This window comes from Streptomyces sp. KL116D, from assembly GCF_030766975.1.
Lineage (GTDB): Bacteria > Actinomycetota > Actinomycetes > Streptomycetales > Streptomycetaceae > Streptomyces > Streptomyces longispororuber_A.
Map to the genome: position 1 here is coordinate 15960 of NZ_JASERH010000054.1, position 22788 is coordinate 38747.

The 22788-nt window shown below is 74.1% G+C and carries 17 protein-coding genes and 7 pseudogenes; 9 read left to right on the top strand and 15 right to left on the bottom strand.

Annotated elements, in window-relative coordinates; all coding sequences use genetic code 11:
• Positions 1 to 471: 471 nt before the first annotated feature.
• Complete coding sequence (locus RBJ77_RS21520; protein ID WP_372346545.1) at positions 472 to 981, bottom strand: carboxyl transferase domain-containing protein; 510 nt, start codon at positions 979 to 981, stop codon at positions 472 to 474.
• Positions 982 to 1075: 94 nt separating this feature from the next.
• Positions 1076 to 1597: pseudogene (locus RBJ77_RS21525) on the bottom strand (carboxyl transferase domain-containing protein); the annotation flags it as partial.
• On the opposite strand from RBJ77_RS21525, the gene RBJ77_RS21530 reads away from it, so the two are divergent.
• Complete coding sequence (locus RBJ77_RS21530) at positions 1535 to 1675, top strand: hypothetical protein (protein WP_372346550.1); 141 nt, start codon at positions 1535 to 1537, stop codon at positions 1673 to 1675. The pseudogene RBJ77_RS21525 and the gene RBJ77_RS21530 sit on opposite strands and share 63 nt — an antisense overlap.
• Before the next feature lie 95 nt (positions 1676 to 1770).
• Here RBJ77_RS21530 and RBJ77_RS21535 read toward each other — a convergent pair.
• From RBJ77_RS21535 to RBJ77_RS21545, 3 genes and pseudogenes are all read right to left on the bottom strand, one after another.
• Positions 1771 to 1863, bottom strand: a pseudogene (locus tag RBJ77_RS21535) (hypothetical protein); the annotation flags it as partial.
• Entirely contained in the window at positions 1860 to 2678 is an 819-nt protein-coding gene (locus tag RBJ77_RS21540; protein WP_372346531.1) for a hypothetical protein, read from the bottom strand. The gene RBJ77_RS21540 and the pseudogene RBJ77_RS21535, both read right to left, overlap by 4 nt.
• Before the next feature lie 173 nt (positions 2679 to 2851).
• Positions 2852 to 3031 carry a biotin carboxylase N-terminal domain-containing protein gene (locus RBJ77_RS21545; protein WP_372346546.1) on the bottom strand — a complete coding sequence of 60 codons (180 nt, stop codon included), beginning with the start codon at positions 3029 to 3031 and terminating at the stop codon, positions 2852 to 2854.
• Between the two features lie 414 nt (positions 3032 to 3445).
• On the opposite strand from RBJ77_RS21545, the pseudogene RBJ77_RS21550 reads away from it, so the two are divergent.
• Positions 3446 to 3496, top strand: a pseudogene (locus RBJ77_RS21550) (hypothetical protein); the annotation flags it as partial.
• 26 nt (positions 3497 to 3522) lie between these two features.
• On the opposite strand, the gene RBJ77_RS21555 reads toward RBJ77_RS21550, so the two are convergent.
• Positions 3523 to 3942, bottom strand: coding sequence for a hypothetical protein (locus RBJ77_RS21555; protein WP_372346551.1), 420 nt, complete (start codon positions 3940 to 3942; stop codon positions 3523 to 3525).
• 231 nt (positions 3943 to 4173) lie between these two features.
• Between RBJ77_RS21555 and RBJ77_RS21560 the strand changes: the two genes are divergently transcribed.
• A complete protein-coding gene (locus RBJ77_RS21560) occupies positions 4174 to 6216 on the top strand; it encodes an AMP-binding protein (RefSeq protein ID WP_372346547.1) in 2043 nt (680 codons plus the stop codon).
• 458 nt (positions 6217 to 6674) lie between these two features.
• On the opposite strand, the pseudogene RBJ77_RS21565 reads toward RBJ77_RS21560, so the two are convergent.
• From RBJ77_RS21565 to RBJ77_RS21575, 3 genes and pseudogenes are all read right to left on the bottom strand, one after another.
• Positions 6675 to 7138, bottom strand: a pseudogene (locus tag RBJ77_RS21565) (Lrp/AsnC family transcriptional regulator); the annotation flags it as partial.
• A gap of 118 nt (positions 7139 to 7256) precedes the next feature.
• Positions 7257 to 7472, bottom strand: coding sequence for a hypothetical protein (locus RBJ77_RS21570; RefSeq protein ID WP_372346532.1), 216 nt, complete (start codon positions 7470 to 7472; stop codon positions 7257 to 7259).
• A 1231-nt stretch (positions 7473 to 8703) separates the two neighbouring features.
• Positions 8704 to 8838, bottom strand: a complete 135-nt coding sequence (locus RBJ77_RS21575; RefSeq protein WP_372346533.1) for a hypothetical protein — start codon at positions 8836 to 8838, stop codon at positions 8704 to 8706.
• A 1476-nt stretch (positions 8839 to 10314) separates the two neighbouring features.
• Here RBJ77_RS21575 and RBJ77_RS21580 point away from each other — a divergent pair.
• On the top strand, positions 10315 to 10983 hold the full coding sequence (locus RBJ77_RS21580) for a hypothetical protein (RefSeq protein WP_372346534.1): 669 nt from the start codon (positions 10315 to 10317) through the stop codon (positions 10981 to 10983).
• 871 nt (positions 10984 to 11854) lie between these two features.
• On the opposite strand, the gene RBJ77_RS21585 is transcribed toward RBJ77_RS21580, so the two are convergent.
• The 5 genes from RBJ77_RS21585 to RBJ77_RS21605 all read right to left on the bottom strand — a co-directional run bounded on the left by RBJ77_RS21585 (position 11855) and on the right by RBJ77_RS21605 (position 15430).
• Positions 11855 to 13186 (bottom strand): tetratricopeptide repeat protein, encoded by a 1332-nt coding sequence (locus RBJ77_RS21585; RefSeq protein ID WP_372346535.1) that lies wholly within the window; start codon positions 13184 to 13186, stop codon positions 11855 to 11857.
• Complete coding sequence (locus tag RBJ77_RS21590) at positions 13179 to 13385, bottom strand: hypothetical protein (protein WP_372346536.1); 207 nt, start codon at positions 13383 to 13385, stop codon at positions 13179 to 13181. The genes RBJ77_RS21585 and RBJ77_RS21590 overlap by 8 nt, the downstream gene beginning before the upstream one ends.
• 185 nt (positions 13386 to 13570) lie before the next feature.
• Positions 13571 to 13729: a hypothetical protein gene (locus tag RBJ77_RS21595; RefSeq protein WP_372346537.1), complete on the bottom strand. Its 159-nt coding sequence runs from the start codon at positions 13727 to 13729 to the stop codon at positions 13571 to 13573.
• Between the two features lie 565 nt (positions 13730 to 14294).
• Positions 14295 to 14696, bottom strand: coding sequence for a hypothetical protein (locus RBJ77_RS21600; RefSeq protein ID WP_372346538.1), 402 nt, complete (start codon positions 14694 to 14696; stop codon positions 14295 to 14297).
• Positions 14690 to 15430, bottom strand: coding sequence for a hypothetical protein (locus RBJ77_RS21605; protein ID WP_372346539.1), 741 nt, complete (start codon positions 15428 to 15430; stop codon positions 14690 to 14692). The genes RBJ77_RS21600 and RBJ77_RS21605 overlap by 7 nt, the downstream gene beginning before the upstream one ends.
• 645 nt (positions 15431 to 16075) lie before the next feature.
• Between RBJ77_RS21605 and RBJ77_RS21610 the strand changes: the two are divergent.
• Positions 16076 to 17753 (top strand): annotated as a pseudogene (locus tag RBJ77_RS21610) (glycoside hydrolase family 13 protein).
• A 304-nt stretch (positions 17754 to 18057) separates the two neighbouring features.
• Here the strand turns inward: RBJ77_RS21610 and RBJ77_RS21615 are convergent.
• Positions 18058 to 18948, bottom strand: a complete 891-nt coding sequence (locus RBJ77_RS21615; protein ID WP_372346540.1) for a hypothetical protein — start codon at positions 18946 to 18948, stop codon at positions 18058 to 18060.
• A gap of 395 nt (positions 18949 to 19343) precedes the next feature.
• On the opposite strand from RBJ77_RS21615, the pseudogene RBJ77_RS21620 reads away from it, so the two are divergent.
• From RBJ77_RS21620 to RBJ77_RS21635, 4 genes and pseudogenes are all read left to right on the top strand, one after another.
• Positions 19344 to 20168, top strand: a pseudogene (locus RBJ77_RS21620) (MerR family transcriptional regulator).
• Between the two features lie 221 nt (positions 20169 to 20389).
• The gene (locus RBJ77_RS21625) at positions 20390 to 20680 is read left to right on the top strand and encodes a MarR family transcriptional regulator (RefSeq protein WP_372346548.1); all 291 of its coding nucleotides are present in this window, start codon (positions 20390 to 20392) and stop codon (positions 20678 to 20680) included.
• A 1004-nt stretch (positions 20681 to 21684) separates the two neighbouring features.
• Complete coding sequence (locus tag RBJ77_RS21630) at positions 21685 to 22113, top strand: hypothetical protein (protein ID WP_372346541.1); 429 nt, start codon at positions 21685 to 21687, stop codon at positions 22111 to 22113.
• 45 nt (positions 22114 to 22158) lie between these two features.
• Positions 22159 to 22767: pseudogene (locus tag RBJ77_RS21635) on the top strand (isochorismatase family protein).
• The last annotated feature ends 21 nt before the right edge of the window (positions 22768 to 22788 follow it).

The window sequence follows — 22788 nt, forward strand, 5'->3', positions numbered from 1 at the left end:
GACGTCGAGGGCGACGGCGGAGTTCGCGCCACTCGCGCTCCGGGAGGGCGCGGGCGGCCCGGCTCTCGACCTGGTGCTCGACGCGGCGCACGCGGCGCCGCGCGGCGGGTGACGGCCCGCCTACCGGTTCACGCCGGAGCGCCCGCGTCGAGCGCCGCCAGCACCCAGCTCCGGGACGCGCCGGGTCGATGACCGCGTCGATCTCCAGGGCGGCCGCGCGTTCTGCCGCCGCGGCGCTCGTACAGTTCGGCCACCCGCGCCTCGAACGCCCGCTCCGCTCCGCCGGGTCGGCGATCGCCGCCAGCTCGCGCCGGTAGCCGAGCCGCACCGCGCGCCCTCCAGGCCCATGCCGCCGAACTCGCCGCTCGGCCAGGCCGCCGTGGCGAGCGGTGCCCGCAGTCGAACCGCCCATCATCGCCATCGCGCCGAGCCCGTACGCCTTGCGCAGCACGAGGCAGACCAGCGGCACCGTCAGCCGGGCGCCCGCCGCGAAGAGGTCCGCGAACTCCGCACCGTGGCGGTGCGTTCGGCGTCCGGGCCGACCATGAAGCCGGGGGTGTCGCACAGCGAGAGCACCGGCAGCCGGAACGCCTCGCACAACCGCAGGAACCGGGCGGGCGCTTGTCGGCGGCGTCCGGTCCACGGCGCCGCCCAGATGCCCGGATCGTTGGCGATCAGCCCCAGCGGGCGGCCCTCGATCCGGACGAGCGCCGTGACGATGCCGACGCCGAAGCCGCGGCGCAGTTTCGAGGACCGAGCCGGTGTCGGCGAGCCGCCGACCGCGGCGCGGACGTCGTAGGCGCGCCGCCGGTTCTCCTGGCACCGCGTGCCGCAGCAGCCGCTGGTCGGGCGCCTCCCAACCGTCGCGCGGGCCCTGGAAGTACCGAGAGGTAGGCGCGGGCGACCCGCACCGCCTCCGCCTCGTCGGCGACCGGCAGGTCCACGACGCCGTTCGGGACCTGCACCGACAGCGGGCCCGATGTCCCTCGGCCCGGTGCACCCAGAGCCGCCGCCCGATCATCGCGGGCCCGCCCATGCCGATGTTCGCCTCGGGCGTCGCGATGATCACGTCGCAGCTGCCGAGGAGTGCCGCGTTGCCCGCGAAGCAGCGGCCCGACGCGATCCCGACGAGCGGCACCTTGCCGCTGAGCCGGGCCATCCGGTGGAACGTCGTGACGTTCAGGCCCGCGACCGACGTGGTGTCCGTGTCGCCGGGACGGCCCCCACCGCCCTCCGCGAACAGCACCACGGGCAGCCCGCGCTCCTCGGCCACGTGCAGCATCCGGTCGGTCTTGCGGTGGTTGTTGAGGCCCTGGGTGCCGGCCAGCACCGTGTAGTCGTACGACATCGCGACCGCGGGCACCGCCGATCCGCCCGGTGCCGGTGACCATGCCGTCGGCGGGCGTCTTGCAGACCAGCTCCTCCAGGGCCGCCGCTGCCGCTGCGCCGCCACGGCCAGCGCCCCGAACTCGGTGAACGTGCCCGGGTCGCACAGGTCCTCGATGTTCTCCCGGGCCGTGCGCCGCCCCGCCGCGTGCCGCTTCGCGACGGCCTCGGGGCGCTGCTCGTCCAGACCGAACGCGTGCCGAGCGACCACGTCGGCGAGGTCGGGGCGCACGGCGTCCGGGTCGACGGCGTCGGCCGCGCCCTGCTCGGCAGGGGCCGTCGTCCGTGACGTCCAGGGCACCAGGGCATCGCCCTCCGCGACCGTTCGCCGACGGCGGCGCGCACCGCCCGGACGACGCCGGACCGCTCGGCGCGGACCACGTGCTCCATCTTCATCGCTTCCAGGACCAGCAGCGTCGCCCCGGCCGGCACGACCCGGCCCGGCGCGGCGTCGAGCGCTACCACGGTGCCGCTCATCGGCGCGGCGACCGTGCCCGCCTCCCGCGCGGCCCGCTCGGGCAGCGCGGGCACCAGCTCCGGCAGCCGGCGCGGCACGAAGCCCGTGTCGACGCCGCCGGCCGTGAAGCGGGTGGCCGAGCAGCGCGCGCGGCAGGGGGATCCCGGTGTCCACGCCGTCCACGGCGAACTCGTCCAGGGCCCGCCGCGCCCGTACGCGCCGCCGCGAAACCGCCCTGCGGGGCGTGCGCGACGACCTTGGCGAGCAGCGGGTCGTAGCGCGCCCCGATCTCCGTGCCGGTGCGCGCGGCCGTGTCGACCCGCACGCCGGGGCCCGTCGGCACGTCGAACCGCGCGGTCCGGCCCACCGACGGACGCACCGCCCCGTCGGGCGCTGTGACCTCCGCGTTCACCCGCACCTGCACCGCGTGCCCGCGCGGCGCGGGCGGCGGCCCGGCCAGCCCGAGCGCCGCCAGGTCCTCGCCCGCCGCGATCCGCAGCTGCGCCGCCACGAGGTCGACGCCCGTCACCTCCTCCGTCACCGTGCTCCACCTGGAGCCGCGGATTGGCCTCGATGAACACGAACTCCCTCGCCCCTGACCAGGAATTCGACCGTCCCCAGGCCCGTGTAGCGGGCGCTGCGGGCGAGCCGCAGCGCGCTGTCCAGCAACCGGTCCCTGACCGCGGCGTCGAGCCCGAGCCGGGGCGATCTCGACCAGCTTCTGGTGGCGGCGCTGCGCACTGCAGTCCCGCTCCCACAGGTGCTGCACTGCGCCCGCGCCGTCCGCGACGATCTGCACCTCGATGCGGCGCGCGCCCTCCCACAGCCGCTCCACGTACAACTCGGCCTCGCCCGAAACCCTGCCGGGCCTCGGACCTGCACCGCTCCCAGGCGTCAGTCAGCTCTCGCCGGTGCGCGGACCCGCATCCCGCGACCGCCGCCCCCGCCCACCGCCTTTGCCATCACCGGACCGCCAGCGAACTCCCTGCGCCTCGTCGAGGCGTGGTGTCACCCGCCGTGCCCGGCAGCACCTGGCACCCCCGCCCCGACCGCCAGGGCGCGGGCCCGCGCCTTGTCCCCGAACAGGTCGAGCACCTCGGCCGGAGGACCGACGAAGGTGACCCCCGCCCCGGCGCACCGCCGCGCCAGCTCGGACGACTCGCGAGTGAACCCGTACCCCGGGTGCAGGTACCCGCAGCCCCGCCCGGCGCGCCGCGGTCACCAGCGCCGCCGCGTCGAGATAGCCGCCGGGCTCCAGCGGCACGCACTCGTCCGCGAGAGGAGGTGCGCGTCGTCGCCCGGCTCGTGCACAGCGACCGTGCGCAGCCCGAGCTCGGCGGCGGCGCGCAGCACCTGACGGCGATCTCCCCGCTGGTTGGCGACGAAGTACGGCGGCAGACCCCATAGTGCCCCTCCGGCGGATCGTGGTCGCGAGCTGCGCGACGCTCGAAAGACCCCGTCACTCATCGTGACACTGACGTCAGCGTCAATGCTCTGGCGCTGTGGGGCACGCGCAGCAGACACAGGAGTGGGCGACCCGCACCGCCCGGGACCGCACCGACGCACCGGCGCGCGGGCGGCTGTCTCGACGCGGCGGAGTCCGTGTTCGGCCGGCTCGGGTACGGGCCGGCGACCGTCGCCGACATCACCGCGGCGGCCGAGGTCTCCCGGGCGAGCTTCTACGTGTACTTCGCGTCCAAGGACGAGGTGTTCGGGTCCTCGCGGCCCGGGTGCGCGACGCGTTCCTCGCCGCGCAGGACGTGCCCGGCGTGGACACGGACGACGTGGCCGCCGTCGCCGAGGCGTCCACCGCCGCGTTCATCGCCGCGTACGCCCGCCACCTTCCGCTCCTCGTCCTGCTCGAACAGCAGGCCCGTGCCGACGCCGAGGTGCGGGCGCTGTGGGACGAGATCCGCGAGCGGCCGGTCCGCCGCGCCGCCCGCTACGTCCGCCGGGTCGCTGGCCAGGGGCGGGCCCGCCCGGTCGTCGACCCGCTCACCCTGTCCCGGGCCGTCGGCGGCATGAGCGTGGGAGTTCGCCCGGCTCGTCGCCGAGCGCCCGGCCGCGTACGACGCCGCCGTCCGCGACGTCACCGCCATGTACCTGCACCTCCTCGGCATCGGAGCACCACCCCAGCAGTAGCCAGCAGCAGGGAGCCGCACGTTGTCCACCGGCATATCGACCGACGCGTACCTGACCGACCTGAGGGCCCGCCAGAGCAAGGCGAGGCAGGGCCGCCAACCGGACGGAACCGCCCACCCCGCAGGGAGAGCTGACGCTGCCTGCGCACGTCGCGCGGTGGGCGTCGCTGCACCCCCGACCGGCCCGCGATCGTCACCGACGCCGACACCCTCTCGTACCGCCGACTCGACGACCGGTCGGCCCGGTTGGCGGGCTGGCTGGCGGAGCACGGGGTGCGGGCCGGCGACCGGGTCGGCGTGTTCCCGCCCAACGGGTCCCGGTTCGTCGTCGCGCTGCTCGCCGTGCTCCGGCTCGGCGCGGTGCACGTACCGGTCAACCCGATGTTCCGGGCGGCCGAACTGCGCCACGAACTGAACGACGCCGCACCGGAGCTGGTCATCACCCGACGACCTGCTGCCGGTCCGTACGACGTCCGCGACGACACCCCGGTGCGCACCGTGCCCGCCGACGCCGACTGGCCCGACGCCGTCGCCTACGCCCGCCACGAGGACATCGCCGACGACCCCGACGCGCTCGCCGCCCTCCAGCTACACCGGCGGCACCACCGGACCGCCCAAGGGCTGCGAACACCCAGCGCCACATGGTCTCACGGCCACCGCCATCGACAACGGCCGGATGCCCGACCCGACGAGACGGCCCGCGGCATCGTCTCCTCTGCTACCTGCCCGTCTTCTGGATCGCCGGCGAGAACCCGGCATCCTCGCCCCGCTCGTCTCCGGCGGCACCAGCGTCCCTGTTCACCCGCTGGAACGCCGGCAGTGCTGCGCGCCATCGAGACCCACCGCGTGAGCACCATGGCCGGCACCGTCGAGAACTACCTGGAACTCCTCGACCACCCTGACTTCGCCCGGCACGACCTGACGAGCCTCACCGCCCCGCTCACCGTCTCCTTCATCCCGCAAGCTCACCCCCGTCCTGCGCGCCAGGTGGAAGGCGGCCGTCGGCGACCGCAGCGTAGCTGCGCGGAGGCGTCGTACGGCATGACGGAGACCCAGCCACCAGCGACACCAACACGCTCGGCTTCCAGGACGGCGACCACGACCCGCTCAGCGACCGTCTTCTGCGGACTCGGCACGGCACCGACTTCATGGCCGTCGACTTCACACCGGCGCACCCGCCGCCGCCTCGGCGAACGCGGCGAGATCGTCGTCCGCGCCCTCCGCGCGTCACTCCTGCCACTGGCGGGCGCCCGACGCCACCGCGAACTGTGCTGCGCGACGGCTGGCTGCACACCGGCGACATCGGCGCTTGACGAGGAGTGGCTGGTCTTGCACCACTACCCGGCCGCGGCACAGCGCTACGATCAAGCGTCAAGGGATGAGCGTCTCCCCACTGAGTGTCGAGAGTCTCTGCCTTCGCCCAGCACCCGGACGTGCTCGCCGCCGCGTGCGGTCGTCGCCGCCGCAGAACAGACCCGGTCAGCGGACAGCGGCCGGCCGCGTTCGTGCGGCTGCCGTCCGGCTCGGCTCTCACCGGCTATGACGACCTGCGTGCCTGGGCGGTCAGCGTCGATGGCGCCGTGCGTGGCGCCGGGCGTCGTCGAGATCCTCGACGCACTTCCGCCTCACACCGGGAAGATCATCAGGAAGACGGAGCTGACCGCGCTCGAGCAGTCGCATCGCGCCCGCGCCGTGAACTCCTCCGGACCGCCCTTGAAACAGCAGGTCCGCCGTGGTGAACGCCGCCGTCCGCCTGCGCCGCCGCCGTACGGGCAGCGCGATGGCGCGCACGCCCGCCGTGCGCCGCGGCGGCGCCCGGCGCCGCGTCCTCCAGGATCCACGCAGTGGCGCCGGTCGCCAACCTCCCGCCGGCGTGGCCGCCTCCAGGAACACGCGTCCGGCGCGCTTGCCGTAGCCGACCTCGTGTCCGCCGACACGCGCGGTGAGGGAGAGGAGGAGGCCGGTGCCGGTCAGGATCGCCTTCGATCGCGTCCGCCGACGAAACCCGACGCGACTGATCATCGGCAGGGCCCGCCGCGCGCAGCCGCTCACACGAAACAGGCGCATCTGCGGGAAGACGTGCGTCGGTCCGGGCCAGCTCCAGGTAGCGGGTGTTCAGGTCTCGTCGAGGCAGCTCGCGACCGGGGCCTCGATGCCGTACCTCCCCTTCCAGATCCCGAGGGTCTCCAGGGGTGGAGATGCCGACGTACGTCTCGTGATCGGCCCAGATGAACTGGTGACGCCGTACCGGCCGAGCGTGCCGAGGGACGCCTGAAGTAGTTGGGGCCGCTGTCGACGAGGGTGCCGTCGAGGTCGAAGACGACGCGGTGCCGCCTGAAGCGGTAATGGGAGTCGATCGGGGCGTTCATGCACACCAGCATACAGGGACATCGGCGCCGGACGATCACCGGAGGCGGATCAGCGGCGCCGGTCCTCCCGGGCCAGCGCCATGAGGCGGCGCCGCACAGCGAGGGCGGCGCCGGCGAGCAGCGCGAGGGAGAAAACCGGTCGCGGCGTGCCCGCCGTCCCCGTGGCGCGCCGCCAGCGCGATGAGCACCGCCACCCCACGGCGCCGCCGATCGAGCGCCCAGCGCGTTCCTCGCCGCGTCCGGCGCACTGTCGGCACCTCGCCGGGGCGCTGCCTCGACGACGACGCCTGACCGCCCCTGACCGGGTCGCGGCCGGGGGCTCGGCGCCGTGGACCGGCCGATCGCCTCGACCAGCGGCAGCAGCCGGTGCGGCACCCGCTCGCGCAGGGCGACCCGGGTCCGGTGCGGACCGCCGGCAGCCGGCTGAGCTGCTGCACCGCGTCCTCCAGGTGGGCGGCGTCGCGGGCCACCGCGCGGGCGAGCAGATCCCGCCGCCGGTGATCGAGTGCGCCTCGATGATCTCCGGCACCCCGGCGAGGCCCGTCCGCGACGTCGGCCAGATGACCGGTGACCTCGATGTGCACGGTAGAACGCGAGGACCGCGGCCGAGCGCCGCGGGGGAGAGCTAGAGGGCCGCGCCGGTGATCACTCGTCGCGTTCGAGACGGTCGAGGCGGGCCTGAGGGTGCCGCGGGCCACCCCGAGGATCCGGGCGTACTCGCGCACGCTGGTCCGCGGCTGCTCCAGGAGGAGGCGCAGGATGCGGGGTGTCTGAGCTGGTCCCACGCCATACGCGTACGGCTCCTTCGGTGGCGCGGTCGATCCGCGCCGACTGTACCAATGGCTCAGTCGCTGCCGCCTGTCGCGGCCACGGCGGTCAGGGACGGGGCGCGAGCTGCCGGGGTCAGCGTCGCGGCCGTCGGGTCGACGCTCTGCCGTCGAAGAGGGCCGAGCCGATCGTGAAGGCGTCCGCCCCGGCGGCGGCGAGCGCCGCGATCTGCGGCTGCCCGGATGCCGCCCGCCACGACGAGCCGCCCGCCGTCGCGGCCCGCGCCGCCCGGACCAGGTCGAGGGGGTCGGCCTGCGTGCGGGTCAGTGGCGAGCAGGTCGACGCCTGCACAGCTCCGCCGCCCGGCCCGCCGGGCAGTCCCTCGGCGATCCGGTCGGGCTGCCGCCGAGCCGCGTCGGATGCCCGATCGGCTCCCCGACGAACGGCAGGTACGTGACGTCGATCCGTCGAGGACGCCGAGCGTCTCCTGATCCAGGTGCCGCCCAGCAGCGAGTCGATCGCCCAGATCCACGGCGACCCGCGCCGATTCGAGGGCGGCGGCGGCTGGTGCTGACGACCTCGAGGTAGCTGTTGCGCCCAAGTCCCTTATTCGGCAAGTGAGTTGGCGCAGAGTGTCCGGGTCCGCGACGTCCTTGAAGCCGATGTGGCGCAGGCCGAGACCGCGCGACCGCGTCCAGGGTGGCAGATAGTCGGAGACCGTGCGGTCCCGCGCGGGTCAGCATGAGGATGAAGTCCATGGCGCGTGTTCCTGGTTGTCGTGCCCGGAGGGGACGCGGCCAGCTCGGCGGCGTGCCGCAGCGCGCGCAGCAGTGCTCCGGTGGCGTCGGCGACGCCCGCGCCCGCGAGGTCGAACGCGTGCCGTGGTCGTTACGCTGGTGCGTACGGGCGGCAGTCCGATCGTGATGTTTTCACGCCGTGCCGCGCAGACACCGAGGCACTCTGACCGGGATCAGCCCTTTGGTCGTGGTACTCGGCGCGACGACCGCGTCGAACTCGCCGAGCGCGCGCAGGAACACCGCAGCCGGCACGGGCACGGCCGTCGCGTCGATGCCTCGGCTGCGCGCGGCCCGGACGGCGAGGCGCGATGACTCGTCGGGGTCCGCGCGCCGGTAATGCAGAACCGTCCTCGCCCGCGTGCGGACACGAGCCTCGGCCACCGCGAATCCGGTACGGCGGGCACGACCTGCTCGGCGCAGCGTGCGATCGTCGAGCCGGACGACGTCGGCAGCGCGCGCGTGGTGATCGCGTCGATGCGGGCGCGAAGCTGATCGGCGCACCGTCACCAGGATCGACGCGCAGCTCGCCGGTGGCCATCGTCGTCATGCCGATCGGTGCGCTGCCAGTCCGGGTCGGCGAGGATCTCCGTGCGCCCAGGTAGGACGCCCGACGCAGCGCCTCTTTTGCTTGACAGGCGCGGTGACCAGGGCGCGGACCTCGTGCCGCAGCGAGGCTGAAGCCAGCGTCGATGCCGCGCGCCGGTACGTACGCAGGCGGCGCGCGCCTGCCCGCGTCGTCCACCTCGCCCTGGCGGGCATTGCCGGCGCAGCTGCCTCGCGGACGATCAGTTCGACGTCCCGGGCGCACCGGCGAACTCGACGCGCTGGCGCGCGCCGCCGCCCGGGCGAGAGACGTGCTGCAGGTCGCCGATCACGACGACCGGGGCGGTGCGCGCCGGATCGGCGCAGGCGCGGACCACGATCTCCGGGCCGTACCCGCGGGATCGCCCAGGGTGAGGCGCAGGGGAGCGGCCGGTTCACGCGGCACCGCCCAGCCGCCGGTACAGGCGCAGCAGGGTCCGTCGTCGCCGAACCGCCCGCCTTGATCACCACCGGGACGCGGGGAGGCCCGGCAGTCCCGGTCAACAGGCCCTGGGCGACGCCGGGTTCGGGCTCGTCCGAGCAGGTCATCCGCGCCCTGCGGCGGTCAGGACCGCGGCAGCCGTCTCGCCCCGGTGAGCGGTACCAGGGCGTCGGCAGTGCGTCGGCCAGCCTGCGCCCCGGCCCGTTGCGCGAGGTCAGCGGGAGGGCGAGGGGTCCTGGCGGTCGTCGGGCGTGCAGGAGGCGGGCGTCGGGCGTGCCGCAGCGGCGTGGCGAGCTGATGCCGCGAGGCCGGAGTTGGCGCTGCCGACGACGACCAGCGCGCGCCCGGGCAGACTGGGGCAGGGCGGCCGGCGCGGGCCGGCGGGGGCGAATCACCGCGCGAGCGCCGCCGCCAGGCGGCGAGCCCACTCCACAGCGCGCGTCGGCCCGGGTCGGGCACGGCCGCCTTACCAGACCCGGTCCAGATCGGCGTCGCAGGCGGCGTCGCCGACGAACAGGCCGCCCGCGCCGAGAAGGCGGGAGCGTGCCGTCCGGCGCCGCGAGCGTGGGCCTCGGGGAGGATCTCGCACAGGTCCGAGCGGCGCACCGGATGCGCGTCACGGCCGAACTCGCTGCGGTGCACCGGTACGTCGGCCACGCACTGCACTGCGCCCCGGACGGTGGTCCGCCGCTGTCCGGGAACGCGCGGGGGCGACCACCGCGGTGTGCCGCCCCGAGCCGTGCCACGCGGCCCCGGATCTCGGCGGCGAGATGACGGAGCGTCGAGTCGACCGTCTTCCGGAGCAAGGTCTGGAACCGCCCAGCAGCCGGGCCGCGTCGGCCCGTCCGGGCCGCCGCCCGCCAGGCCGCCGGTCCGGGTGCGTCGAGGTCGACGGCGAGCACCCCGACTGTCCGGCTGGGGGCGCGGCCGGTGCGGCGAGCAGGACGCGGGCCCGGACCGGGTCGGGCGGCGCCGTCCGCGCTGGTGAGGTCGACCGGCGAGGATCGAGACACGCAAGGTGGGGTCGCTTCGTCAGTGGGGTGACGGGTTCATCGTGAGGGTCGCGGGGCGTCACGCGACAAGCGACCGTTTCTCCACCGCAGCTGTGCGCACGGCTCACAGGTGGTGGCCCGGTCCGGGCTCCCTGCCCACCGCACGGAACCCGTGACTCAGAGTTCACCCATGCCCCGCCCCGACCTGCTCGCTCGGCGCTCCTGGGAGCCCTTCGAGAGGCGGCGGTGCGGCACGGCAGCATGACACGCCGCCGCCCGCGAACTCCACGTGACGCACGGCGCCGTCAGCCGGCAGGGCGCGCGCTCGAGGCGGGCCCCTGGGCGTCGAGCGCCAGCCTCGAGGCGGGGCCGCGCGCGTCGTGCCGACCCCGGCGGCCCGCCGGCTCGCCGCGACGGTCCGCGACGCGCTCGACGACACCGAGACGGCCGCCCGCGAGATCGCCCGCCGCCCGCCCACCGGCCCGCTCACCCTGTCCTGCGAGCCGACGCTCCTGATGCGCTGGCTCATCCCGCGCCTGCCGGACCTGGCCGAGCGGGCACCCGGCGCGTCACCTCTGCACCTCCGTCGCCGCGGGCGGCCGTCCACTGAGCGGGCGGCGCATCGACCTGGCGATCCGCCGGGACATTTCCCGTTCCCCGCCGACACCCGCCACCCGGCTGTTCGCCGAGCACGTCGGACCCGTCCACCGGCCCGACTGCCCGGCCGCCGGCACACTGCTGCACACCGCCACCCCCGCCCCGGCCTGGGACGACTGGCGCCGCCACCAGGGAGCCGTTCCCGGCCGCGTCGAACAGACCTGGGCACTTCTCGCTCTGCCCTGCAGGCCGCCGCCTCGGCGTGCGTCGGCACCGCCATCAGGCCGTACGCGCTCGTCGACGACCTGGCGCGCGGCGACGGCCCCATGCGGCTTCGTGTCCGGCAGGACCGCGTACCCACCTGCTGGGCCGCCGCCCGGTGGAGAGCGATCCGCCACGGCCGCCCTGCGCGCTGGCTGCGCTCGCTGGCGGCCGAGGCCGCTGCGTCCTGACCACCGCACCGCCGAATCCGTCGAAACCTCCGCCTAGTGCCTCGCGACCGTGTCGTGCGCTGGCCGGATGCGAAAGTCCGAGGACGCCGACGGCGAGCGGATGTTCGGTCACCGCGCTGGTGCGCTCCTCGTTCCTGGTGAACGCCGTGTACGCGGAGTCGAGGCGGCTGCACGGACTCACCAGCAGGGCCAGTTGATGCGATCCTGATGCCGCAGCCGTACGGGATGCGGGGAGCTCGGCACGATGTCTCGGCCTCGCCAGGGTCCAGCCTGACCGGGCTCGTGGACCGCACCGCGCAGCGTGGCCTGGTGCGCCGGGAGCCCGGACCGGAGGACGGGCGGGCCGTGCGGGTCGCCCTGAGCCAGAGCGGCGCAGCCCCCGTCGGAGTTCTACGACGAGACGTGCCGCCGCATCGCCCGGCTTCCCGGACGGCCTCACCGACACCCGAGCGCGGGACACGCTCGCCGGTGCTGCTCGCCCGCGTCGTCCGGGACAGCAAAGGTGCCGGTCGTCTTCGGGGACTGACCGGCGGTCCCGATCCGCCGCTCCGCTCCCGGTGGCGGGCCGGTTCACACCGCGTGGCGTCGACCGGGGCCGGCAGGGCGACGGGCCCGCCGTCGGTGCACCAGCGGCCCGCGTCCGGAGACCCGCCCGGCCTGCTGGCACCACGAGCCCGATGACCCAGGGGCGTGGTCGCCGACCGGACGCCAGCTGACGGAGGCGTGAGGACCCGCCGGGCCAGAACCCCGTCGAGCGCGGGCGGTCCCAGCGGTCCCGGTACCCAGGACGTACGCGGCGAACTCGGGCCCCGCCGGGACCGCCGAAGACCCGGGCCACCTCCTGGCTGGCCGCGTAGACACGCGCCGCGCATCACCCAGGTCGCGTCCCGCCACCGCCGTCCACGACGCGGACCGCAGCCCGACCGACCAGAACGACATCGGCGCGGCGGCCGAGGGAGAGCGACACCAGCGACGTAGCACGCAGAAACCCGACCAGCCGCTCGCCGACCGTGACGACGGCGACGCCCTTGGCGCGTGCCGGACAGCGGCACGGGGCGCACCAGATCGGGCGCTCCGGCCGGACGGGCCCGCGACGTCGCAGTCGCCCGCTCACGCCTGCACTCCCGCAGGGCGCGTCCCGGCCCGCGCTGCGATCTCTCTCGGCGTGCGGCGACACGTCGTCGGGCGCCGAGCGCGGCGAGATGCGGGCTCCGCCAGTCCGCCACCGCGCCCGCCGCGTCCCCGAGGGCGAAGCGGCTGGCGCCCGCAGGTACAGCGGCTCGGGGATCGGCTCGGAGCCGCGGCGGCCAGCACCCGGTCCAGATCGGCCACGGCCCGCCGGTGCTCGCCCAGGGCCTGCAGCGCCACCGCCCGGTTGGCCCGCAGCTCCCGGGTCGCCCACGAGCGCGAGCGCCGCGTCCAGATCGCCGACCGCGTCCTCGGTCCGGCCCGCCTCGAACGCGAGCACCGCCCGGTTCGCCCACGCCGCCACGCAGGTCGGATCGGCATGCAGCGCCGTCGAATAGCTCTCGTACGCCGCCTCGACGTCACCGAGCTCCGGCGAACAACGCCCCCTGCGCCGCCCGGAGTCGCGCGTGGTCCGGGGCGAGGGCGAGGCCGTGCTCGACGTCGGCGGCGGCCCGGTCGAGCGCGCCGCGCGCAGCAGCAGGTCCGCGCGGTGCACCAGCGACTCGACGTGATCGGGCTCCAGGTCGAGCGCGCGTGGTCCAGATCGCGCAACGCGCCCTCCTCGTCGCCGAGTTCGCGCAGCAGGTCGGCCCGGCTGAAGTGCGCCTCGTAGAACGGCGGCGTGAGCCGGATCGCCGCCGCGTAGTCCGCGAGCGCCTCCCTGGGTGCCGGCCGAGCGCCCGGTGCTGGGCGGCCTCGCCTCGAAGTAGTAGTCGCCGTAGTCCGGGTCGCGGCGGATCACCCGTCGTAGTCGGCCAGCGAGTCGGCGTGGTCGCCGGGCGCCGCGCACCTGCGCGCGGTTGTACAACAGCACGCTGCGGTGCAGGAGTTGCTCGTCGGGCCCGAAGTCGGCGTCGGTGATCTCCATCGCCTCGTCGACCAGCGCGAGCGAACCGTCGACGCTGCCGCGGTGCAGCTCCACGCCCGCGCGTTGCGCATGAACGCCCGTACCAGGATCCGCCTTGTGCGGGTCGGTGGCGCGTCGGCGTCGAGATCGCCCAACGTGTTCACCCACGCGAGGGCGAGGTCCTCGTCGTGGGCGTCCTTCGGCAGGAACCGGGTGTACGCAGCATCGCCATGAGGTAAGCGGTGCCCATGTGGACGTCCGGCGAGGTCGAGCCGCGCCGCATCTCCTCGAAGTGAGGGAAGGCGGTCGTGGCCGCGCCCAGGTGCACAAAGCACGCGCCGATCTTATGCGTCAGGATTTCCAGCACGTAGAGTAGGGTCCGTCGTCGAGCAGGGGCGCGGCCCCGCAGCGCGAGGTCGACCACGGCCTCGTGAAACCCCTTGTCGAGCAGACGCCGACGGCCTCGACGATCGACCGGCGCCCGCGCCGCGGTCCAGCGCTGCGCCCAGGTGGCACGGGATCGCGCCGAGCCGCTGGTCGGCTCGTCGCGTTTCAGGCGAGCAGCGCGGCGCGCGCGGTGTGCCAGCGGGCCCGCTCCTCGGCGGGCAGCGCCTCGTAGGCGCGGCGCAGACGCGGCTCGTCGGTGGTGCCGTCGGCGTCGACGTAGAGCTGGGCGACGTCCGTGTCGGGCAGCAGCTCCGGGGTCCACATAGGGGAGTCGGGGAGCCCGGTGGGCGTGGGCGGCCAGCGCCCGGCCGAGCTGGTCGTCGGCGGCCCCCGCGCCGTCCACGACCACGGTCAGTACTCGCGGGGTCGCAGCGCCGCAGCAGCACCGCGACCAGGTCGCGGTCGGTGGGGTCGGCGTCGTCGAGGCCCGGAAGGCGATGGTGACGCCCTTCGTGGGCCGCCCCGGCCCAGTCCACGAGGAGTTCGGCCACGCCGTGCGATGCGCAGCGCCCGGGCCGCCGGGTAGAAGCCGGGTGCGTTCCCTGGCCGAGGCGAGAGGTTGGTGAGTGTCTGCGGCGGGGTCGGCACGATCGCCATCAGTTCGGGTGCGATCGACTCCACCTCCAGCGCCCGGGCTGCCGCCACCAACTCGGCGTCCCGCTCGACCAGTTGGGAACGGTCTGGTGGAGGAGGAAGTGCGCGGCGGTGAACGGGCCGCGTAACCGGCGGTGGCAGCGCACGTGCAGAGCGGCGGCGGGCGGCGGCTCGCCCGTCGGTGGTCTGTGCGGTGGCGTCCAGCCACCAGTGACGGGTCGGCAGGGCGGTCATGTCAGGGCTCCTTCGGAGGACGGCGTGGAGGGCGGGACCGGGTGCGCCGGTCCCGCAGCGTGACGTGGACGAGCAGCCCGATCTGCACGGGGCCGACAGGGCGATGAAGCCCGCCGCGTCGACCAGCTCCCAGAACGAGGGTGTCGGCGCCGCCGAGCCGGCCGGCGATCGTCGACCAGAAGTGCAGCGCGGTGGGGAGGCCGGCCCAGACGAGCGAGGCCAGCGAGAACCCGTACCCGGCGATGAGCAGCGGCGCGTACCAGCGGGCCACCGCCCGGTCGCGCTCGGACCACTCGGTGTCCGGGACGGGCGGAGCGAGACGCAGCGCACGCCGTACGCCGCTGCGGATCCGGAAACGCGTCGCGTTCTGCAGATCCGTGCAGCGGGCCGCGGTCGTCACCACGTAATAGATGTCGGTCTCCAGATAGAACAGGAATTGCCAGATGAGTCGCAGGACGCAGGTGAATGCGACAGCGAGACAGAGTTTGTGAATCCAATGACGGAATTCCATGACCGTCGAGCGCGAGCGACATGAGGGTGAGTCCGCACAACAGGACGACATCGGCCAGCATGCCCGCGCAGAACGGGAGATAGCGTTTGCGGCGCTCCACGCTCAGCAGGGGAATCGAGCCGGGCCTCCGCGACCAGGTAGTAGAGCCGCCGCCCGATCCCCAGCGTCGACGGCAGGCCGAGCCTGCGGCCCGCGAGCGCGTGGAACCCCTCGTGGATCACGATGCACGGGATGGCGAGCGCGAAGATCGTGATCGGGATCAGCGACAGGTAGTGGGTGAAGAACACCTGGTGGTACGAGGGCCTGAGCCCGGGATCGTGGACCATCACGGTCACCGCGCCCGCCACGACGACGCCGTACGCCAGCCATGCGGGCGCCCCGAACAGCAGCCGCCCGAGCCCCTGCCACCGCACGGTGGGCGTGTCGGTGCGTGCCTCGTCCGTGCGGAGGAAGCCCAGCTCGGACAGGGTCTCCAGGAAGTCGTCCATATCGAGCGGCGCTCCGCAGACCCGCTCGTACCAGTCGGCCACCTCGGCCACCGGCAGCCCGTCGGCGAACATCCGCAGGGCCTGCGCCCCCTCCTCGGGGAACACCGCGTAGGACCCGGTCTCGGGCCGGCTGATCATGCGACGCCGTCGTCCTCGGCCACCATCGTGAGCCGGTGCAGACGCACGGTCGTGCTCATCGCGCACCTCTCTGAGGGAACCGGAGCCGGGCCCCGAAGGCGGCCCGGCTCCGACCCGCGGGCGTAGGACTTACGCGGCGTCGCCGCAGAGGTAGTAGCAGGCGGTGGTCAGACGGATCGGACCGGCCTTGCGGACGGAAATCTTCTTCATGGCGTTCCCCTCCCGGAGAGATTGGACTTGTGCGAATTCCGGAATCGCTGATGCGCTTCCAGCATCAGCACCCGCATTCGGGCCTGTCAACGAGGAACGGAGACGTCCGGAAATTAATTTCAGGACGGCTTCGGGAAGGATTTTCCGAGGAATTCCGGGCAGGGAAGCCCGGCTCAGGCAGCGGAAAAAGGAATTCAGGAAATACCTGAGAGGAAGAGAAAACGATCAGCGGAGCGCTCTGCGCACCATCCGTACCTCCCGCACGGCCCCCGTCGGTCCCGGCTCGACGCCGGTCTGCAGTCTCCTACGGAGAGGGTCGCAGCAGCGTTCAACTCGGTTGCGGCCGGGGTCCGTTGACCGGCGTTCCGGCAGGTCGGGGCAAGTTCGCGGTGTTGATCGCCGTCCCGGGCGCAGCCTTCTTCTACCTTGTCCCCCATGAACCAGCAGCACCCCATGGACGAGCCCGTCGCCCTCGCCACCACGACCCGTGAGTCCACCGACTGGTGGCGGGACGCGGTCATCTACCAGGTCTATCCACGCAGTTTCGCCGACAGCGACGGCGACGGGACGAGGGGACCTGGAAGGGATCCGCCGTCGCCTGCCGTACCTGAAGGGGCTGGGCGTGGACGCGGTGTGGCTGTCCCCGTTCTACGCGTCGCCGCAGGCCCGACGGCGGCTACGACGTCGCCGACTACCGGGCCGTCGATCCGATGTACGGGACGCTCCTGGACGCGGACGCGTTGATCACGGACGCGCACGCGCTGGGTCTGCGCATCATCGTCGACCTGGTGCCCAACCACTCGTCGGACCAGCACGAGTGGTTCAGGCGGGCCGTCGACGAAGGGGCCGCTTCGCCGCTGCGGGACCGCTACCACTTCCGGCCGGGCAAGGGCGCGGACGGTGAACTGCCGCCCAACGACTGGAGTCCGTGTTCGGCGGCCCGGCGTGAACGAGGGTCGCGGACGGGGCGTGGTTCCTGCACCTGTTCGCCCCGGAGCAGCCGGACTTCAACTGGGAGCATCCGGCGGTGGCGGACGAGTTCCGCTCGATCCTGCGGTTCTGGCTCGACATGGGCGTCGACGGCTTCCGGATCGACGTCGCCCACGGCCTGGTCAAGGCCGAAGGGGACTGCCCGACCTGGGCGGCCACGACCAGCTCAAACTGCTGGGCAACGACGTCACGCCGTTCTTCGACCAGGACGGCGTGCACGACATCTACCGGACCTGGCGCACCATCCTCGACGAGTACGACGGCGAGCGGATCTTCGTCGCCGAGGCGTGGACGCCGACCGTCGAGCGGACCGCGAACTACGTCCGCCCCGACGAACTGCACCAGGCCTTCAACTTCCAGTACCTGAGCACGCCGTGGGACGCGGTCGCACTGCGGCAGGATCGTCGACGCGTCCTTGGACGCGATGCGCCCAGTGTGCGCCGGCCACCTGGGTGCTGTCCAACCATGATGTGACCCGGCACGCGACCCGGTTCGCGAACCCGCCCGGCGGCACCCAGATCCGCACCCCGGGCGACCGCGAACTGGGTCTGCGCCGGGCGCGGGCGGCGACGCTGCTGATGCTGGCGCTGCCCGGTTCGGCGCGTACGTCTACCAGGTGAGGAGCTCGGCCTGCCGGACGTCACCGACCTGCCGGACGAGGCGCGGCAGGGATCCGTCGTTCTTCCGCGCGCCGATGGGCAGGACGGCTTCCGCGACGGCTGCCGGGTGCCGATCCCGTGGACCCGCACGGGCCCTCGTACGGCTTCGGGGACGGTGGCAGCTGGCTGCCGCAGCCGGACGGCTGGGGGCGAGATTGAGCGTCGAGGCGCAGACCGGGGTGGCGGGCTCGACCCTGGAGCTGTACCGCTCCGCGCTCGCCCTGCGGCGGGCAGGCGGCGGGCCTCGGTGACGGCGAGCGATCCGGTCTGGTGGGACGGCGCCCCCGAGAGGGCTGCTGGCCTTCGAGCGGCCCGGCTTCGCGTGCACCGTCAACATCCACCGGCGCCCCGGTCCGGGATCCCCGCGCCCGGCACGGTCCCTGCTGGCCAGCTCGCCGGTCGAGGTGACCGACGGCGAGATCGAGCTGCCCGGCGACACGACCGTGTGGTGGGCGACGGCGTAGCAAGAAGAGGCAGAGGAAGAGACAGAGGAAGAGGTGGCGGGGCCGGCGCCGGCCGCCACCCGCCCGGTCAGCGCCTGAGCAGCTTCAGCGGGAACGCCTGCGCCATCGCGGCCATGCCCGCGTCGTTGGGATGCAGACCGTCACCGCTGTCGTAGGCGGCGAGCAGCCGTCCGGGGGTGCTGCGGATCGCGCACCGCGGCGTCCCGAAGTCGACGACTCCGTCGTACGCCCCGCTCGTCCGGATCCACCGGTTCCAGCGCCTGCCGGGCCGCCCTCCCGCTCGGGCGTGTAGAAGCCCAGCGAGTCACCCTCGAACGGCAGGATCGTCGCGCCCAGGGCCTGGAGGCCGTGGTCGTGCGCGCAGCGGATCAACCGCCGGTGACCGGCGATGAGTTCGGCGGCCGTGACCTCCTCGTCGGCGGGCGCGGTGGTGCGTGACCGAGGTCGTTGACGCCGAGCAGCACCACCACGGCGCGGGCGCCCGGCTGGCGCAGCACGTCGCGGTCGAAGCGCCGGAGCCCGCTCTCCCGAAGTACGCCGCGTACGACTCGGCGGGGAGCCCAGCGGCGGGGTTCGGGTCGCGCAGCAGCCGGTTGCCGCCGATGCCCGCGTGTTCAGCACGCGGTGGTGGCGGCCAGCTCGCGGTCGCCGCGTAGCCGCTCGGCCAGCAGGTCGGGCCACCTGTGGTTGGCGTCGAGCCGGGTGTTGGAGCCGTCCGTGATCGAGGTCCCCGAACGTGACCAGCGCCGAAGCCGCCCGGCTGCGCTGCCGGTCGACCGAGACGCCGGACAGGGAAGCGGCGGTTCGTGATGGTCTGCGTCGGCGTGATGTCGGGCTTGCCCGCGACGTTGCCCGCCGCGACCCAACCGTGCTGGAACGCCGAGGAGTGGATCGTGCTGCCGGGCGTGCGCTGCGGCAGGCAGAGGCTGACCACGAGGTCGCCGCCCGCCTCGGTGGCCAGGGCGACCGGGTCGCTCCACACCTGTGCGCCCGCCGCGAGCGTCGTCGCGGTCCGGCCGCCGAACCGCAGCGTCCGGTCGGCGGCGGGATCCACGGCGGTGCCGGGGCCGCCGTCGGCCCGGCGCGCGACGTGGGCCGCGCCGATGGTCAGCGGGGTGCTGCCGAACTCGTTCGTGAGCCGGACCCGCACGGCCCGGCCGGCGACGCTGAGGTGCACGATCTGCCGCAGCGTCACGTCCTCCGAACGTCGTCGTGTCGGTGCCCGGCACCCCGGTGGGCGCGGCTGCCAGCCGCAGATCCACCCGCCGCCCGCGCCGTGCGCCGACGGCGGCAGGGCGAGGGACGGCCAGCAGACCGGCGAGGGGGAGCGCCAGCAGGGCGAGGGAGCGGCGGAGCAGGGTGCGTCAGGCGTGCCCGCGGCGGAGGGTGCCGCGTCTGGGCACGCAGCGTCTGGGCACGGGGCCTCTGGGAATCGGGGCGTCTGGGCATGGGCGTCGTTCCTTCCGTGACGGAGGTGTGACGGCGCGACGGAACGTACGGGTGGGGGCCGAGCGCGTCAATGGGGGCGACGGGTGCGGCGGCGATGATGAGGTTGACCCTCACACCGTGAGGCCGTGGAGTGGAGACACCATGTTCACCATCGGAGACTTCGCCCGCCACGGCCGCGTCTCGGTCCGGATGCTGCGCCACTACGACGCGACCGGACTGCTGCGCCCCGCCCACGTCGACCCCAGCCACCGGCTACCGCCACTGACACGGCGGCCCAGCTCGCCCGGCTCAACCGCGTCATCGCCCTCAAGCGACCTCGGCTTCACCCTCTGCAGCAGGTCGCGAGATCCTCGCACGACGAGGTCGGCGCCGAGCAGTTGCGCGCCATGCTGCGGCTGCGGCGGGCGGACCTGGAGGCGGACATCGCGGCGGCGGCCGCCCGGCTCGGCCAGGTCGAGGCGCGGCTCCGGTCCATCGAGAGCGAGGGGGCACATGCCCGCCGAAGACGTCGTCATCAAGCAGCTGCCCGCGGTCCGCGTCGCCGAACTCACCGCCGTCGCAAAGGACTTCGACACCATCGGGCCGGTCATCCAGCCGTTGTACGAGGCTGTTCCGGCGCCTCGGCGTGGCCGGCATCCAGCCCACGGGGGCTGGTGTCGCCCGCTACGAGGACGCGCCGGACGGCGGCATCCTCGTCCACGCGGGGGTCGAGTGTCGGCCGCGCCGCGCGACGGCGGCGACAGCGGGGACGGGGTGCGGGTGCTCGACCTGCCGCCGGTCGAGAGCGCGCCGCGACCCTCGTGCACCGGGGATCGATGGACGCCGTCCTGCCCTCGGTCCAGACGCTCGCCCGCTGGATCGACGCCCACGGGCACCGCTCGGTCGGATACCCCAGGGGAGATCAACCTGGAGTGCCCCGAGGACCGTGCCGACTGGGTGACCGAACTCCAGGAACCGCTCGCCTGACCCCGTGCAGGGACGGGACAGCCCAGACTGTGCAGCCTTGGTTGCACAGTCTGGGCTGTCGATCTACGGTGAAGCATGACCGAGAACGAAGAACCTGTCTCCGAAGCCGCCGCCCAGGCGGCCGGTGACGTCTGGGTGGTCGTCGGCCGCCTGCTCCGCAGGCTGCGCGCCCTGGAGGAACTGGAAGGCGGGAGGACATCACCTCCGCGCAGGCCTCCGTCATCTCCCGGCTCTCCAAGCGCCCCGCGTCCGCCAGCGATCTGGCGGCCATCGAGGGCGTGCGGCCGCAGTCCATGGCCAAGACCGTCATCGCCCTGGAGCAGGCCGGGATCGACCGGCGCAGCCAGGACCCGGACGACGGCCGCCGGCAGCTCGTCGCCCTCACCGAGCTGCCACGAAGCGCCGGCAGGGCGTCCGGCGTGCGCCCGGCAGGCCTGGCTCGCCCGCGCCCTCCAGGAGCACGGCACCGAGGAGCAGATCCGCCGCCACAACGATCACCGCCATGGAGCTGATCGACGAGGTGGCCCAGGCGTGAGCCGGATATCCGAGCGCATCCGCCGCACCCGGCCCGCCGGGCCGGGACGGCTTCGACCGGCGGCTGGTCGCGCTCGATGGTCCTCCGCTCGGTGCTCAACCCGATCAACTCTCGATGCTCGCGGTCGCGCTGATCCCCCATCGGCCGCGCGTTTCGGCGCACCGCCCGCAGACGGCCTGGCCTCGTCTCGGGCTCTACCTCGCCACCGCCGTCGGCCAGCCGGTCATCGGCCGGCTCGTCGACGCAGCGACCGCGCCGCCTTCTATCTCGTGGGCACCGCGCTGGTCGGCGTCGCCGGATCCCTGTCGGCGTGCTCGCCCCGGCCCTGTGGGTGCTGGTCGTCTCTGCGGGTCCTGCTGCTTCGGCACCTCCGCCGCCTATCCCGCGTCGATGTCGCTGCTGCGCACCGAGTCGGAGCGCACCGGACTGAAGAGCCCCAGCGGCATCCCTCGCCACCCCGTCGGCGTCCTCCCAGGTCATCTCTCGTCGTCGGGCCGACGCCTCGGCGGCGTCCCCATCGCGCGCGGCTGGCAATCTTGATCTTCGGATCAAACGTGCCGCCGTCGGCGGCCTCGTCTGGTCCTCGGCGCGCGGCGCCTGCCCAGGACCCCGCAGGGCGAGCGTGGTCCGACGCGCGGGCACCGACGTACCCGATGGCGCTGTTCGGCCGCGTCGCCGACCGCGTTCATGCTCGCCCTGATGGGGCCCGGCCTCGCGCACGCGTACCTGCTGATCGGCCTGCCGCGGGCGCCCTGTTCGTCCGCCGTGAGCGCGGCGCGGCACCCTTCCTCGACCTGCGGGTCCTGGGCGGCAATGGACCGCCGCTCGCGACCTACGCCCGGCAACTCCCTCGCGCGTACACCACCGCGCACGTCTTCCCGTACGGCTACGCGCAGTGGCTCCAGGAAGGCCGCGGCCTGAGCGCCCGGCGGCGGGACTGCTCCTGCCGCCGATGTCGCTGGCGGCGCTCGCCGTCACTGCGTGCTCACCGGCCGCCACCCCCAGGTGCGGCAAGCTCGCCGCGTCGGCGCCGTCTCCTTCCAACTCGTCGGCTGTGCCTCCCTGTTGTTCCTCGACGCCGACAGCCCCGGCTGGCTGCTCGTCCTGGTCGGCGTGGCCTTCGGGATCCCGCAAGGGCTGAACGGACTCGCCAACCAGAACGCCCTGCACGCCCAGGCCGATCCGGCCCGCATGGCGTCCGCCGGGCCTCCTGCGCACCTTCACCTACCTCGGCGCGCTGCTTCGCCGCCGCCGCGAACGCCGCCTTCTTCCAGGACGGCGCGCCACCACCGGCGCGGGACCGCACCGACCTGGCCTGGCTCGCTCGTCGCGGTCGCCGCCGCGCTGTTCCTGGTCATCGTGAGCCCTCGCCGACCAAGCTCGCTGCGCCGCGTCGGCCGCGAGGCGTAACCCTCCTCTCCCGTCTCGCCCCCGTATCCGAAAGGGACCGTAGCCATGCCCGTCACCGCACTTCGACCCCACCTCCGCACTCGTCGTCGTCGACCTCCAGAAAGGGGCTCATGGGCGTGCCCGCCACCCCCGCATGGCACGGCCGACGTCGTGCAGCGCACCGCGTGGCTCGCCGACGCCTTCCGCGCCGAGGGCCTGCCCCGTCGTCCTGGTCCGCGTCACGTACGCGGCGGACGGCGCCGACAAGACGCTCCGGCCGCACCGACACCCCGCAGCGCGGCGGCACCCCGCCCGAGGGCTGGGACGAGGTGGTCGACGTGCTCGCCGGCCACCCCGGGGACATCGTCGTCACCAAGCGGAACTGGTCCGCGTTCTACGGCACCGACCTCGATCTGCAACTGCGCCGCCGCGGCGTCACCCAGATCGTCCTGACCGGTGTCGCCACCCAGCATCGGCGTGGAGTCCACGGCCCGCGCCGCCCACGAGCACGGCTATCACGTCACTCCTCGCCACGGACGCCATGACCGACCTCGACGACGAGGCGCACCGGGGGCAGCGTCGAGCGGGATCTTCCCGCGCCTCGGGGAGACGGGGCCCACGGACGACGTCCTGAGATGCTGGTCCGGCGCGGCTGAGAGGGCCGAAGAGCGCTGAGAGGGGCCGGAAGGGCGGTAT